Origin of the sequence: Microbispora sp. H10830, assembly GCF_014161375.1 — a bacterium.
GTDB classification, from domain to species: Bacteria; Actinomycetota; Actinomycetes; order Streptosporangiales; family Streptosporangiaceae; genus Microbispora; species Microbispora catharanthi.
This window is the reverse complement of record NZ_JABBWX010000022.1, coordinates 1-14196: the sequence shown is the minus strand read 5'-3', so window position 1 is coordinate 14196 and position 14196 is coordinate 1. Positions and strand designations below refer to the sequence as shown.

Annotated in this window: 11 protein-coding genes and 2 rRNA genes; 8 read left to right on the top strand and 5 right to left on the bottom strand. The window is 69.0% G+C overall.

The features are described 5' to 3' along the window. Nucleotides 1–62 precede the first annotated feature (62 nt). Nucleotides 63–1748, bottom strand: coding sequence for an ABC transporter substrate-binding protein (locus HHX35_RS37575; RefSeq protein WP_182903370.1), 1686 nt, complete (start codon nt 1746–1748; stop codon nt 63–65). A 392-nt stretch (nt 1749–2140) separates the two neighbouring features. On the opposite strand from HHX35_RS37575, the gene HHX35_RS37570 reads away from it, so the two are divergent. From HHX35_RS37570 to HHX35_RS37555, 4 genes are all read left to right on the top strand, one after another. After that, nucleotides 2141–3046 carry an ABC transporter permease gene (locus tag HHX35_RS37570; protein WP_139578683.1) on the top strand — a complete coding sequence of 302 codons (906 nt, stop codon included), beginning with the start codon at nt 2141–2143 and terminating at the stop codon, nt 3044–3046. A 22-nt stretch (nt 3047–3068) separates the two neighbouring features. After that, complete coding sequence (locus HHX35_RS37565; RefSeq protein WP_139578923.1) at nt 3069–3875, top strand: ABC transporter ATP-binding protein; 807 nt, start codon at nt 3069–3071, stop codon at nt 3873–3875. A 19-nt stretch (nt 3876–3894) separates the two neighbouring features. Further along, a complete protein-coding gene (locus tag HHX35_RS37560; RefSeq protein WP_182903368.1) occupies nt 3895–4431 on the top strand; it encodes a YbhB/YbcL family Raf kinase inhibitor-like protein in 537 nt (178 codons plus the stop codon). Between the two features lie 61 nt (nt 4432–4492). Beyond that, nucleotides 4493–4672, top strand: a complete 180-nt coding sequence (locus HHX35_RS37555; protein ID WP_182903367.1) for a hypothetical protein — start codon at nt 4493–4495, stop codon at nt 4670–4672. Between the two features lie 214 nt (nt 4673–4886). Here HHX35_RS37555 and HHX35_RS37550 read toward each other — a convergent pair whose 3' ends face one another. Next, a complete protein-coding gene (locus HHX35_RS37550) occupies nt 4887–5834 on the bottom strand; it encodes a hypothetical protein (RefSeq protein WP_182903366.1) in 948 nt (315 codons plus the stop codon). A gap of 388 nt (nt 5835–6222) precedes the next feature. On the opposite strand from HHX35_RS37550, the gene HHX35_RS37545 reads away from it, so the two are divergent. From HHX35_RS37545 to HHX35_RS37530, 4 genes are all read left to right on the top strand, one after another. Next, nucleotides 6223–6792, top strand: coding sequence for a DUF1707 domain-containing protein (locus HHX35_RS37545; RefSeq protein ID WP_310739567.1), 570 nt, complete (start codon nt 6223–6225; stop codon nt 6790–6792). 17 nt (nt 6793–6809) lie between these two features. Beyond that, on the top strand, nt 6810–7838 hold the full coding sequence (plsX, locus tag HHX35_RS37540; RefSeq protein ID WP_259405765.1) for a phosphate acyltransferase PlsX: 1029 nt from the start codon (nt 6810–6812) through the stop codon (nt 7836–7838). A gap of 51 nt (nt 7839–7889) precedes the next feature. Beyond that, complete coding sequence (gene argS / locus HHX35_RS37535; protein WP_182903365.1) at nt 7890–9611, top strand: arginine--tRNA ligase; 1722 nt, start codon at nt 7890–7892, stop codon at nt 9609–9611. A 286-nt stretch (nt 9612–9897) separates the two neighbouring features. Then, nucleotides 9898–11211 (top strand): hypothetical protein, encoded by a 1314-nt coding sequence (locus HHX35_RS37530; protein ID WP_182903441.1) that lies wholly within the window; start codon nt 9898–9900, stop codon nt 11209–11211. A gap of 236 nt (nt 11212–11447) precedes the next feature. Here the strand turns inward: HHX35_RS37530 and HHX35_RS37525 are convergent, their stop codons facing one another. The 3 genes from HHX35_RS37525 to HHX35_RS37515 all read right to left on the bottom strand — a co-directional run. Next, nucleotides 11448–11831 carry a cell division protein SepF gene (locus HHX35_RS37525; RefSeq protein WP_139578677.1) on the bottom strand — a complete coding sequence of 128 codons (384 nt, stop codon included), beginning with the start codon at nt 11829–11831 and terminating at the stop codon, nt 11448–11450. 1976 nt (nt 11832–13807) lie between these two features. After that, nucleotides 13808–13924: ribosomal RNA gene (gene rrf / locus HHX35_RS37520) — 5S ribosomal RNA — on the bottom strand. 65 nt (nt 13925–13989) lie between these two features. Beyond that, nucleotides 13990–14196 (bottom strand): 23S ribosomal RNA (locus HHX35_RS37515); the annotation flags it as partial.

Below are 14196 nucleotides of genomic sequence, written 5' to 3'. Positions count from 1 at the left end.
ACAGCCCACGAGGCCGGCCCCGGTGGGGAACCGGCCTCGGGGGGTTCACCTACGAGCTGTCCCTACGCTTCCTTGATCGCGATCGACAGCGGGTCGAGCACGCCGAAGGGGGTGACCTTCACGCCGGTCACCCACTTGGAGGTGCCGGCCTGCAGACCGTACGACCACAGCGGAATCGCGGGCATGTCCTGCTGCAGCATAGCCTCGGCCTCCTGGTAGAGGGCGTTGGCCTGCGCGGGGTCGGTGGCGGTGTCGGCCTCGTGGAGCTTCTTGTCGAGGTCCTTGTTGCTGTAGAGACCGTCGTTGGAGGAGGCGCCGGTCTTGTACAGCGGGTTGAGGAAGTTCTCGATGTGCGGGTAGTCCATCTGCCAGCCGGTGCGGAACGCGCCCTTGATCTTGTGCTGGGTGATGGTGTCACGCAGCTCGGCGAAGGTGGGCATGTCCTTGTGCACGAACTTCACGCCGGCGTCGGCACCGAAGGCCTGGTTGATGCTGTTGACCGTGGCCTCGATCCACTCCTTGTGAGTGCCGTCGGCGTTGGACCAGATCGGGAACTCGGCCGGCGGGGTGTAGCCCTCGGCCTTGGCCTTGGCGAGGTACTCCTTGGCCTTGGCGGGGTTGTAGGTGCACAGGTCACCGCAGGCCCCGTCCTTGAAGCCCTCGACGATCGGGGAGACCCAGCCGTTGATGGGCACACGGCCCTTGTTGAAGATCTTGTCGGTGATCGTCTTCCGGTCGATCGCGTACGACACGGCCTTGCGGAAGTCCGCGTTGCCGCCGAACTCCTTGTCGTACAGCGGGAAGGTGACCGTCTGGATGACGCCCTGCTGGCCGTCGATCGCGCGGTCGCCGAGGTCGGTCTTCCACTTGTCGCCGGCGAGGGCCGACGGCGGGATCAGCTCGGTGAAGTCGAGGTTGTTGGAGACCAGGTCCGCGTACGCCGCGTTGTCGTCCTTGTACATCTTGTAGACGATCTTCTTGACCTTGGGCTTCTCCGGCCCGGGGTAGTCGGGGTTCGCCTCGACGATGATCTGCGAGTTGTGGTCCCACTGCACGAACTTGAAGGGACCGTTGGTGACCGGCTTCTGCGCGAAGCCCTTCGGGTCCTTGAAGAAGGCCTCGGGGAGCGCCGCGAAGGTCGTGTAGCCGAGCTTGGTGCGGAACACGGCGACGGGCGCGGACAGCGTGACCTTGAAGGTGAGGTCGTCGACGACCTCCAGGCCCTCAAGCTTGTCGGTCTCCGGCTTGGGCGCCTCCTTCGGCCCGTCGGGGCCGTCGGGGTCGGCGGTGTTGACCTTGTCGAAGCCCACGATGTCACCGAACCAGAAGCTGCCGAGCTGGGCGTTCGGCGAGTAGGCGGTGTAGTTCCAGGCGTCGACGTAGTTCTTCGCGGTGACCGGCGTGCCGTCGGTCCACTTCAGACCGGGCTTGAGCTTGATCGTCCACACCTTGTTGTCGGTGGTCTCGATCGACTCCGCCTGGTCGAGCTCGGGAGCGGCCGTGTCCGAGTTGTACTTGACGAGCCGGCTGTACACGAACTCGTTGATCGTGCCACCGCAGGTCTCGTTGATGTTTCCGGGGACGAAGCCTGTCTGCGGCTCACAACCACGGATGTAGACGGTTCCCGTGGCGGCCCGGGGGTTGTCCCCGCCGCCGCTACTGGATCCGCCGCCCCCGCCGCACGCGGCGACGCCGAGCGCAAGCAGCGCGGTGCCGGTGGCGATCTTCGCGCCCTTAGTCACGCGCATAGTGGATTGGTCCTCCCTCTAAGGATGGGCGTTCGCGCTGGTTAGCACCCGGTTTGCCGGGCATCGTCAAACCAGCTGACGTCCTGCCAGTCGTCCGGAGCATCCCTCACCGGACGCACCAGAGGAGTCTCCGGCACGTTGCAGTTCGGTCACACGTGCGTCAGTCGGGCGTCACACACATTCCTGTGAGCCCAACCTTAAATGCCCAGTACGGCATCAAACTCCCCTTTAGAGTACATATACCGACAGACGGTCAGTCCTTTGGCCGAGCGTGGAGGCGACACCCGTGCCCAGGTCCCCGGATCAGGATGTCCTGGGCTACCTTTGACCAGTCGCAGCCACGTTCGGTGCGACAGCCGTCCCACCGACCTCCATCCAATAGAGTCCATGCCATGAGCCAGCCGGAATCCGCGCTCGCGGAGGCCCAGGGTGGCGGCCGAGCCCCGGAGTCGCTGGCCGCGCTCGCCGAGCGTCACGGACTACGACGCGCCATCGCACGCCCCAGCATGCCCGCCTACCTGCGCCAACTGTGGGACCGGCGGCACTTCATCCTCACGTACGCCACCTCGCGCAACGTCTCCAAGTATTCCGAGTCGATGCTCGGGCAGCTCTGGCAGGTGCTGACCCCGCTGCTGAACGCCGCGGTGTACTGGCTGATGTTCGGCGTCATCCTCGGGCAGAGCAAGAAGATCGACAACTACCCGGCGTTCCTCATCACCGGGGTCATGGTGTTCACCTTCACCCAGCGCACGGTGATCAGCGGGGCGAAGTCCATCTCGTCGAACCTGTCCCTCATCCGGGCGCTCCACTTCCCCCGGGCCGCCCTTCCGCTGGCGTACACGATCCAGGAGCTCCAGCAGCTCGGCTACTCCATGGCCGTGCTCGTCCTCCTGGTGCTCGTCACCGGAGAGCCGGTGAGCTGGCTCTGGCTGCTGATCCCCGTCGTGCTGCTCATGCAGCTCGTCTTCAACATCGGCACCGGCATGTTCATGGCCCGCCTCGGCGCGTTCATGCGGGACATGAACCAGCTGCTTCCGTTCATCACCCGCACCTGGCTGTACGCCTCCGGCGTCTTCTACGCGATCGACGACCGCACCAAGGATCTGCCGGACTTCCTCAGGTGGGCGCTGGAGTTCAACCCGGCCGCCGCCTACATCGAGTTCATGCGCGACCTGCTGATCTACCAGCGGTTCCCCGAGCGCTGGGCGTGGGTTACCTGTCTATTCTGGGCAGTGTTCGCACTGATCGTCGGCTTCTGGTACTTCTGGCGGGCCGAGGAGAGGTACGGCCGTGGCTGAGCTGACCAAGGAGCTGTCGCAGGTGGCGCCGCAAACCCCAGAGACGCAGACCCCAGAGACGCAGACCCCGCAGAATCCCAAGACCGGAAGCCCGACCGTCATCGTCGACGACCTCCACATCGTCTACAAGGTGTACGGCGCCGCCGGCGAGTCCGAGAAGGGCAACGCCGCCAACGCGCTGATGCGCATCCTGCGGCGGCAGGGCCGGCCGCAGATGAAGGAGGTCCACGCCGTCAAGGGCGTGAGCTTCGTCGCCCACCACGGCGACGCCATCGGCATCATCGGCCGCAACGGCTCGGGCAAGTCGACGCTGCTGCGCGCGATCGCCGGCCTCCTGCCCCCGCACAAGGGCGCCGTCTACACCAACGGCCAGCCGTCCCTCCTCGGCGTCAACGCGGCCCTCATGAAGGAGCTGACGGGCGAGCGCAACATCATCCTCGGCTGCTACGCGATGGGCATGTCGCCGAGCGAGGTGCGCGAGAAGTACGACGAGATCGTCGACTTCTCCGGCATCGGAGACTTCGTCCAGTTCCCCATGTCGACGTACTCGTCTGGCATGGGCGCCCGACTGCGCTTCGCCATCTCCTCCGCCAAGACGCACGACGTGCTGCTCATCGACGAGGCCCTCGCGACCGGCGACCGCGAGTTCAAGAAGAAGAGCCAGCAGCGCATCAAGCAGATGCGCGACTCCGCCGGCACGGTCTTCCTGGTCGCCCACAACCTCGACGTGATCGAGGAGACGTGCAACCGGGTGATCTGGTTGCACAAGGGGAAGATCAGAATGGAAGGCGACCCCCAGGAGGTCCTGGAGGCGTACAACAAGGCCTGAGAGAAACGGAGGGGTGACCGTGCCGACGTCGCCACCGATCCCGTACGACCATCTGCCCGAGGTGCCCGCGCTGACCGTCGAGAGCGACGACGTACGCGACGGCGAGCGGCTCCCCGAGGCCCACGTGTTCAACGACTGGGGCATGGGCGGGCAGAACCTCTCCCCGCATCTGCGCTGGTCGGGCGCCCCCGAGGGCACCAAGAGCTACGCCGTCACCTGCTTCGACCCCGACGCGCCCACGGGCAGCGGTTTCTGGCACTGGGTGCTGTACGACATCCCGGCCACCGTCACCGAGCTGCCGGCCGGCGCGGGCAACGGCCCCGACTTCAAGGGGCTGCCGGAGGGCGCCAAGCACGCGCGCAACGACTTCAGCACCAAGGAGTACGGCGGGGCGGCGCCGCCCCCCGGCCACCCCCACCGCTACCTGTTCGCCGTGCACGCCCTGGGCGTGGAGTCCCTGGGCGTGGACACCGACACGCCGCCGGCGGTGGTCGGCTTCAACATCACCGCCAACAGCCTCGCCCGCGGTTATATCGCACCTGTGTACGAAACCTGATGCGGGAGGGCCGCTCGTTCCACTATGATTCGAACGGAGATTCGACATAGGGGAGGGGCGGATGAGCGACCTGGCGACGGCGATCGACAATCTGGCCGCCGAAGATCCCTCGGAGCTTCCCGTCGGGCTGATCGCCGAGCAGCTCATCGAGCTGCACTGGCAGATGGCCCGCCTGCAGGCCCAGATCGCCAGGCGCACCCACCTGCGCACCCGGTTCGACTCGTCGGCCTCGCCCAACTAGGGGTCGGCTGAGCCCTGCCGCATGCGCCCGGGCGCCTGCCGCCCTGGCGCGTACGCTCTGCGACGCGCACCTTCGTGCGACGCCGGACGGCCGGCGCCCCTCGGGGGCGCCGGCCGTTTTCGTCATCGACGTCTTTCCGATGGTCCTGCCGTACACGTGGACTGATGCCGCTCGGCAGGTCGTCACGACGGCGACGGAGGCCCTCAGGCGTGGCTCACCTGCCGTACCCGCCCTGGCGCGCGGTCGGCGCGACGCCGGCCGCCGCGCCCGGGGCGGACGAGACCGCGCTCGACGCCGCGGCGTCGGCCGTGGCCGACGCGGAGGTGGCGAGGTCGGCCGCGGCCCCCGTCGTCGCTGCGGCTCCCTGCGCCGGTGTGTCCGTGGTGTTCCTGACGGTGCTGGTGACCGCGTGGGCGTTGGCGTCGGCCTGGGCGGCGGCATCGGCGGCCGTCGTCTGGGTGCTGCTCATGGCGCGGTCCGCCGGAGTGTCGCACGGCACCAGCGCCAGCAGACCGCCGGCGCTGCCGGCGGTCGCCGCGACGGCACCCTTGAGGCTGAGCAGCGCGTTGAGCCTGGCGGTGACGTTGAGCCCGGCGCGGACCGCGGCGCCCACGGTGGCGACGGCCGACGCCGAGGCGTCCACGGCGGCGGCGGTCTGGCCGGAGACGGCGACGACCGGCTTGCCGACCTGGGCGACGACGTCCGCGGCGACGTTCGCCTTGGCGACGAGAGCCGCGTTGACGTCCGCGACCGCGACCAGGGCGGCCGACAGGTGGGCCTCCAGCCGGGCGACGACGTTGGCCTCGACGGTGACGGCGGCGTCGGCCACGATGTCGGCCGCGATGTCGGCGGCCGCGCTGATCTGCGCGTTCGCCTCGGCGGACAGGCCGGCTGTCACGGTGCCGCTGAGCCGCGCGACCGCGACGAGGTCGGCCCTGATGTCAGCGGTCAGGTTCACCGCCACCTCGGCGGCCGCGTCGGCCTGCGCGACGACGCCTGCCGTCGCCCCGGCGACGGCCGTGCCCTGCAGATCGGCCAGAAGCCTCGCCAGCGTCGTGACCCGGTGCTCCGTGCACTTCTGCGCGCACACGTCGGCCTGCGCGGGCGCGGCCAGCATGCCGGCGATGCCGATCGTGACGGCGACGACGGCTGTCCTAACCACTCGTTTCATTGACTTGCCCCCGGTTCATATTCCTTTTCACGAGAGTGGGAATGACGAACCCAAGAACCCCCGTGCGTCGGCGAGCACGCCGACAAAGACGTCGGCATTTCTATCACTGCCGATCACGGTGGAAAGCCCCGCTGACCAGGGGATGCCCGGCGGGCACCCCGCCGGGAAAGTCGGTATATCGAGCACCGGACGACCACTTCGCGGTCACCCCAATCCCGCCTCCGGAGAAAGCGACGGTAAACACGGCGCCCAGGCCCGGCGGCAGATCTTTCCGCTCACTTTTAGCGACGCGCCGACGGACGTCGCGACTCGGCCGGGCCGGGGCCGCCCGCCAACCCGCCCTATCGCGACATATCTCGATAAGAGCTACGCTGGCGAGGTGACCTCCCTCACACCGTACGCGGGCGACGATCCCGCACAGCGCGCTTCGGACCTCGACCGCGACCGGGTAGCGGCCGTCCTCGGCGAGGCGCTGGCCACCGGCCGCCTGACGAGTGTCGAACACGCCGACAGGCTCGACGCCACCTACAGCGCCGTGACCATCGGCGACCTCGCGCCCCTGACCAGGGACCTGCCCGACGCGGCCCACCCCCCGGCCGCGCTCTCCACCGAGAGGCACCGGGTCTCCGCGGTGTTCAGCAAGATCATACGTCGCGGGCGCTGGGTCGCCGGGCGGCACACCGAACTGAGCTCGGTCTTCGGCGCGCTGATCGTGGATCTCAGCGACGCGGTCCTGCCCGGCCGTGAGGTGACGCTGGAGCTGAACTCCTTCTGCGGCAAGCTCATCGTCACCGTGCCGGCCAACGCCAGGGTGGTCGACGAGGGCAGCGCGGTCTTCTCGAAGCGCTCGGTGACCGGAGGGCACGGCGACGGCGACGGCCCGCTGATCCGCGTCACCGGCAACGCGCGCTTCGGCAAGATCGTGGTCTACCGCGGGACCAGTCGCTGACGGCCTACGATGCGGCCATGCAGCCCACCGGCCGTGCGCTGCCCGTGGCCCTCGACGCCATGGGCGGTGACAACGCGCCCGGGGAGATCGTCGCGGGAGCCGTACAGGCCGTGCGGGAGCGGGGCGTGCCCGTCGTGCTCGTCGGCCATCCCCGCGTGCTCTACCAGGAGCTCGCCCGGCACGACGCGGTCACCGAGATCCCCATCGTGCGCGCCGAGGAGGCTCTGGCGATGGACGAGGGCGCGCTGGCGAGCCTGAGACGGCCCCGTTCCAGCATCGCCATCGCCTGTCATCTCGTACGGCGCGGCGACGCCTGCGGCGTGGTGTCCGCGGGCTCGACAGCGGGCGTCGTCGCGACCGGCCGGCTGCGGCTACGGGCCCAGCAGGGAGTCGTACGCCCCGCGATCGCGGTCGGCCTGCCGACCCTGCCCCAGCCGACCGTGCTGCTCGACGCGGGCGCCACGGCCGACGCCAAGCCGGAGATGCTGGTGCAGTTCGCCCACCTCGGCGTGGCGTACGCCGAAACGGCACTCGGCATGCGTCGTCCCCGTGTCGGCCTGCTCACGATCGGCGCCGAGGTCGAGAAGGGCAACAAGCTCGCCAAACGGGCCCACGAACTGCTCGCCGCCACGCCCGGCATCGATTTCACCGGCAACATCGAGGGGCACGACCTGCTCACCCGGAAGGTCGACGTGGTCGTCACCGACGGGTTCACCGGCAACGTGGCGCTCAAGACCGTCGAGGGCACCGTACGGTACGCCTTCGAGCAGCTCAGGGAGACGATCGCGGAGAGCCGGGTGGCCAGGCTCGGCGGGATGCTGCAGCGGGCCCGGCTCCGGGAGCTGGCCGGCCGGCTCGATCCGGAGGCGCACGGCGGGGCCGTGCTGCTCGGCCTCAACGGCACGGTGGTGATCGCCCACGGCTCGTCGCGGGCGCGCGGCGTGGGCGCCGCATGCGAGCTCGCGGCCCACCTGTCGGCCCAGGGCATCATCGCCAGGATCGGCGAGCGGATCGCCTCCACCAACAAGTCGCACCGCCGCTGGTGACCGCCGGATATGGAACGGCGGGCGGAAGGCACACGCCGATAAGCTTGGTGCATGACCGACCCGCAGCTCGTGCTCACCGAGCGGGTCCAGCAGGCGCTGGGTTCCGCCTTCGGTCCGGAGTACGCCACTGAAGACCCGCTGATCAGGCCCTCCCAGTTCGCCGACTACCAGGCGAACGTCGCGCTCAGCCTGGCCAAGCGGCTCCGACGTGCCCCGCGGGAGGTCGCCCAGGCCATCGCCGGCCACCTCGACACGGCCGACGTGAGCGTGGAGGTCAGCGGGCCCGGATTCCTCAACCTGACGCTGCGCGACGGCTGGATCGCCGAGCGGGCCGCGGAGCGGCTGCTCGACGAGCGCATCGGCGTGCCGCAGCCGGCCCCGCAGACCGTGATCGTCGACTACTCGGCGCCGAACGCCGCGAAGGAGATGCACGTCGGCCACCTGCGCACCACGATCGTCGGCGACACCCTCGCGCGCACCCACGAACACCTGGGCAACCAGGTGATCCGGCAGAACCACCTCGGCGACTGGGGCACGCAGTTCGGCATGCTCATCGAGCACCTCCTCGACATCGGCGAGGAGGAGGCGCTCGGCATGCTGGCCGCCGGCGACGGCAACGCCTTCTACCAGGCGGCGCGGCACAAGTTCGACAACGACCCCGAGTTCCAGCAGCGGTCCCGCCGCCGGGTGCCGCTGCTGCAGGGCGGCGACCCGGAGACCCTGCGCCTGTGGCGCGAGTTCATCGAGTACAGCAACCGCTACTTCCGGAAGGTGTACCGGACGCTGGGCGTCACGCTCACCGACGAGGACATCGCGGGCGAGAGCATGTACAACCCCATGCTCCCGGACGTATGCGACGAGCTGGAGCGCACGGGCGTGGCCGAGATCAGCGAGGGCGCGCTGTGCGTGTTCCCGCCCGGCTTCAAGGGCCGCGACGACCAGCCGCTGCCGCTCATCGTCCGCAAGAGCGACGGCGGGTACGGCTACGCCACGACCGACCTCGCCGCGATCCGCTACCGGGTGCGCGACCTGAAGGCCGACCGCATCCTGTACGTCGTGGGCGCCACCCAGTCGCTCCACTTCCAGATGGTCTTCGCCGCGGCGCGGACGGCCGGCTGGCTGCACGACGACGTCAAGGCGGAGCACGTCCAGATCGGCAGTGTGCTCGGCAGCGACGGCAAGATGTTCAAGACCCGCAGTGGCGCCTCGATCAAGCTCACCGAGCTGCTGGACGAGGCCGTCGTGCGGGCCGAGGCCGTCATCGCCGACCGCGGGTACGACACGGAGGCCCGCCGGCAGATCGCGCGCCAGGTCGGCATGGGCGCCGTGAAGTACGCGGACCTGTCGGTCAGCCACGACAGCGAGTACGTGTTCGACTTCGACCGCATGCTCGCCCTGACCGGCAACACCGGGCCGTACCTCCAGTACGCCACCGCCCGCATCCGGTCGATCTTCCGCAACGGCGCGATCGACCCGCAGTCGGTCACCGGCCCGATCACGCTGGGCCATCCGGCCGAGCGGGCGCTCGCGCTGGAGCTGCTCGGTTTCGGCTCGGTCGTCGCCGCCGTCGCCCAGCTGTCCGAGCCCCACCGGCTGTGCAACTACCTGTTCGACCTGGCCCAGGCGTTCACCTCGTTCTACGAGAGCTGCCCGGTCCTCAAGGCCGAGGAGGAGTCCGTACGGCAGTCGCGTCTGGCTCTGTCGGCGCTCACCCTGCGTGTGCTGCTGCGCGGGCTCGACCTGCTCGGCATCGAAGTCCCCGAGCGAATGTGAGCGAGGTGCCGGATTCCGCTTCGGCGGACACGGGAGACGTCCCCGACTCCGGCGACGCCGTCCCCGAGGCCGGGGGCCGCGTCCCCAAGGCCGGGGACGGCTCCCCCGTCCGAGCGCGGCGGGCCGCCCATACCGTCGCTCTCCGATCCAGGGCGGCCCGGCCTTTCGGTTTCCGCGGGTCAGGCGCGTCCACGGCGCGCCTCGCCCGTGACTGTCGCACCAAGCGTCTAGTCTGGCGCGGTCAAGGGAGTGCCAGCCGACCCCTCGGGGAGCGTTCCGCGTGAGCATGGACCTGACCACGAGTCCGGACCCTGGAAACCTGGCCGAGGCCACAGAGCTGCACCGCTACGCCGAGGCGCTGATCGTCAGCCTGGCGGCCGACGGCACCGCGCCCGACCTGCCGCCGGCGATCACCGACGTGCCGGGCTACTGGCTGGGGCCCGCCGTCGAGGCCCTCGTCCTCATCATGTCCGGCAAGGACGCCTTGGAGCCGCTGGCCCTGGCCAATCAGTTGGACGAGCGGCGCACCGCCCTGTTCCTGTGCCTGGCCCTCGCCGTATGCGGCCACGGCGACCGCATCCACGCCTCCTGGCTGGGCACCGCCTTCGGCGACCTGTCCGAGGACCGTCCGGTGACGTCCGGCCAGCGGGCGCTGTGGCTCGCCGCCGCCCGCGGGGCGTACGGACCGGTCGGCAAGATCTTCGTATTGCGCAAGCTCGACGCGGTGAACGTGCTGGCCACCGACGACCGGTGGTTGAAGACCCTCGTGCCCACTCTGCCGGAGACGTCCGTGCCCGCCTCTCTTGAGGCGTTCCCGGAACTGGCGAAGGTCGCCGAGATCGAGCGGTCGCTGCGGGCGTCGGTCACCCTGCGCCGTCTGCGCGAGCGCTGCACCGAGATCACCTCCATCCGGCAGGCCGGCGAGGTCACCAAGGTCGTACGCGGCACCGTATGGGCCGAGGACGAGCCGCTGGCCGTGCTCCGCGCCCTGGCAGGCCAGGGCGGCCAGGAAGGGCCGCTGAGCTCGCTCACCGGGCATCTGCTGCAGGACCTGGCCCCCGACGCCGATCCTCACATGGCCGCGCTCGCCCTGCACGTGGCGGCGCCGGCGGTCAGGACGGCGGCGGAATCCCTCGTCGAGGTGGTGCGCGAGCCGCCGCCCGACACTCTGGACGTGCCGATCCTCGGCTATCCGATCACGCTCAGACCCGAGGGCCCCGAGCAGGAGTCGATGGCGGCCGCCGAGCAGCGGCTCGTCACCGAGTGCGTGCCGAAGCGCACCCGGCCCTGGCCCGGATACGTCCTCCTGGTCCTCGCCGTCGTCGTCCTGGCCGCGGGGTTCGTGGTCTCGCCACCGCTCGCCCTCGTCGGCCTGTTGGTCGCCGCCGTGGGCGGGCATCTGCTGTGGCGGCACCGCGTCCGGGAACACTCCGACGTGCGCTACGTCCAGACACGGGCGGGCAAGCTCTCCGACCTCGCCGACAAGGCCGTCTGGGCCCTGCATGAGTACGCCAGGGAGTCGGAGGAGCGCGCCTCTGACGCCGCCCGGGACCTGGCTGAGGTGTCCACTCTCCTGCGCCGGGGCCCGCGGGCCGCATAGGAACGCCTGCGCCAGGCCTGCGGACCACGTGAGACGCTCGGCGCCTTGCGCCGTGGCCCGCGTGGGACGCTCGGCGCCTTGCGCCGTGGCCGCGAGACATGAGGGACGTCGACACTTGCGCCCGGGACCTGCTGGTTGCGTAAGAGCCGACTGGTTGCGTAAGAGCGGCTCCGCGCACGACTGTGCCCGCCGACCGAGTGGGCGGCGGGCACAGGATCGGAGTCGGACCAGCCGGTTCAGGCGGTGGAGACCTCCACCGTCGCCGGAGTGATCAGAAAGACCTTGTCCGCGATCCGCTCGATACGTCCTTCACAGCCGTAGGCCAAGCCCGCGGCGAAGTCCACCATTCGCGTGGCCTCCGCCGTCGACATGCTCGCCACGTCCATGACCACCGTGTGGCCCTCGCGGAAGTGCCGGCCGATCGTCAGGGCGTCGTCATACTTCTGCGGGCGGACCATGACGATACGGGCCGGGTCGGCATTGGGCTGCCAGCGCTTGGCGGCACGCTCGGCCGCCGGCATCCAGTCGTCCTCGTACTCGTCCTCGGCGTAGGTCTCGTCGTCGTACTGCTCTGCCCCACCCAGGCCAAGGTAGCTCGCCACCTTGCGCACAGCCCCCATCGGTTCGTCCTTTTCCGGCTTGTCCTTTTCCGGGCTCGTCCCGACACACGGGACCGTAATCGACGATTCAGCGAACCCCCGCCGACACGCCCGGCCGTTTAAGTGTTGTTGGCTGGATAATGTGGAGGCCGGGTAAGTGTGTCTTCATCGTCAATTCCGTCAGCCCTTCCAGGGTAACTCGCGAACCCGTCTACCCCATGGAACCCTTCGCAAACATTTCTCACAGTCACCTCGAACGACGGCACGCCTTCAGTAGATCACAACGGACGCCGCCGATGCCGGGTTCCCGAAATACGATCTTGCTGGTAGGGCCCGGTATGCCGCCATCGAGAGGCGCGAATCGAGGCGCCGGCAATGAAGATCGAATTACGGGCCGAGACGCCCCAAAATTCATATTTCGAAAACACTTTCGATAGTGGGGCATGTGCTTGATCATCGCTCTCGGATGACTGCTCCACGAACGGAAGTGGCCGCAATTGGGGGAACGGCCAGGGGAAACTCTTTCCCCGCAGCGCCTCCCGCGAGATCGATATCGAGCACCATTTCGACCAGCCTCCGACTTTCGAAGCGACGCAGACTCGCATGTTGCTGACCTGCCACGAGGGCAGCAGGGAGATGCCGGAGAAGGTTGTGAAGACGGTGGAAACGGGGAAGCCGGGCCGCATCTCCAAGCTCGCGGTCGATGGGAGACACGGGCGACGCCGCGGGCTGGTGGCCGACGCCGGCTCTCGGCGAGCAGACCACACGGAGCGCCGTCCGACCCAGTGCGGTAGCTGGGGTCGAGAACGGCAGGCGACAGTCACCCGCACGTTCTCAGGCCGGGAGCGGCGTACCCACAGCCGTGATCTCTCCAGAAGCACCCGCCGATTCTCTCGCGCGTGCACTGGCCCGGTCGATGGCCCCCGCCCCTGAATTTCTGAGCACGACAACGGCGCGTCGGCGCACGGCGTCTTGTGGGCGTAGAAAGGCCGAAGGGCCCTCAGGCGCCTGATCGGGATACCGGACAGGTTGCTTACGGGCGTAGGAAGGCCGGTCTCCGCTTGCCGAACGCGAGCGCGCACTCGGCTACCGGTATCAGCGCCTCGCCGGCCACCCGTTGAGGACCGCCTGTGGGTCTTGGTAGAGGCCCCTTTTGGTCTGTTCAGGCGCCATCGTAGAGCGTGTTGATCGCGTGCTGGGGCCCCGCTGCGAGGGGCAGACGTAGGTTGTGGCGCCACGGCGTCAGCGTGAAGGGCGTCGCGGTGGGGGCGCGATCACGGTCTGGTGGAAGGTCGCCGCACCCGGGGCGGGGCCTCTCGTGGTGGGGGTGTTCGGTCGGGTTGGGTCGTCCCGCGCCCGAGGCGGGAGGACTTGTGGTGGGGCGTGGTGAGAGCTTGGGGTCGGTGAAGGTTGGGATTCGGCTCGGTGGGGTTGGGGTCGGTGGGGTTGGGACGTCACTGCGCCGGTCGGAAGGTCCGGTCCTCGCGAAGCCCGCTCCGCTGGGCCTTCGCTGCGGTCCTCCCTCCCGCCCGCTCCGCTCCTCCGGGCCGCTGCTCGCGCCCACTCCGGGGGCGGCCTCTCGCTCCTTCTCGCCCCGCGCCCTTCCCCGGTCTTTGGGCCGGCCGGCTACCCGTATCGGGGCCCAGCCCGTTGGCAAGGCGCGGTCGCACCCCACGGGGAACAGCACCAACCGCACACCACTCAGGCCAGTAGGCCGCGCAGTCCAGGGCGCCAGCACGCCACGCCACGCCACGCCACGGTCAGGGAACACCCCCCGCGCCCCCGCAGTGGTGATCCCCCGCGGTCGGCCCCTGGACATGCGAAAGCCCCGGCCAACCACAGCCGGGGCACCCCCACACCACCAACACACCCGCACGCGCCAGCACATGCTGTCCGCGACACCCGCACGAGCCGACGCAGGGCACGGGGGGCGGGGGGGAATCCCCCCGGGAAATGCGGAAAGGCCACCCCAAACAGGGTGGCCCTCCACAAAGATTGTCCGGCGGTGTCCTACTCTCCCACACCGTCCCCGGTGCAGTACCATCGGCGCTGACAGGCTTAACTTCCGGGTTCGGAATGTAACCGGGTGTTTCCCTGCCGCTATGACCGCCGTAACCCCATGAAACACACAACCACACGGTTGCTGTCTCTGAGATCACATAGTGAACGCGAGCAAATTATGGTCAAGTCCTCGGCCTATTAGTACCGGTCAGCTCCACACATTACTGCGCTTCCACTTCCGGCCTATCAACCCCATCATCTCTAGGGGGCCTTACCCACACAAGGTGGTGGGAGACCTCATCTTGAGGCGAGCTTCCCGCTTAGATGCTTTCAGCGGTTATCCCTACCGAACGTAGCCAACCAGCCGTGCTCCTGGCGGAACAAC

Coding starts and splice junctions, on each gene's coding strand:
- HHX35_RS37575 (WP_182903370.1), bottom strand. CDS start 1,748: ATGCGCGTGACTAAGGGCGCGAAGATCGCCACCGGCACCGCGCTGCTT.
- HHX35_RS37570 (WP_139578683.1), top strand. CDS start 2,141: ATGAGCCAGCCGGAATCCGCGCTCGCGGAGGCCCAGGGTGGCGGCCGA.
- HHX35_RS37555 (WP_182903367.1), top strand. CDS start 4,493: ATGAGCGACCTGGCGACGGCGATCGACAATCTGGCCGCCGAAGATCCC.
- plsX (WP_259405765.1), top strand. CDS start 6,810: ATGCAGCCCACCGGCCGTGCGCTGCCCGTGGCCCTCGACGCCATGGGC.
- argS (WP_182903365.1), top strand. CDS start 7,890: ATGACCGACCCGCAGCTCGTGCTCACCGAGCGGGTCCAGCAGGCGCTG.
- HHX35_RS37530 (WP_182903441.1), top strand. CDS start 9,898: ATGGACCTGACCACGAGTCCGGACCCTGGAAACCTGGCCGAGGCCACA.
- HHX35_RS37525 (WP_139578677.1), bottom strand. CDS start 11,831: ATGGGGGCTGTGCGCAAGGTGGCGAGCTACCTTGGCCTGGGTGGGGCA.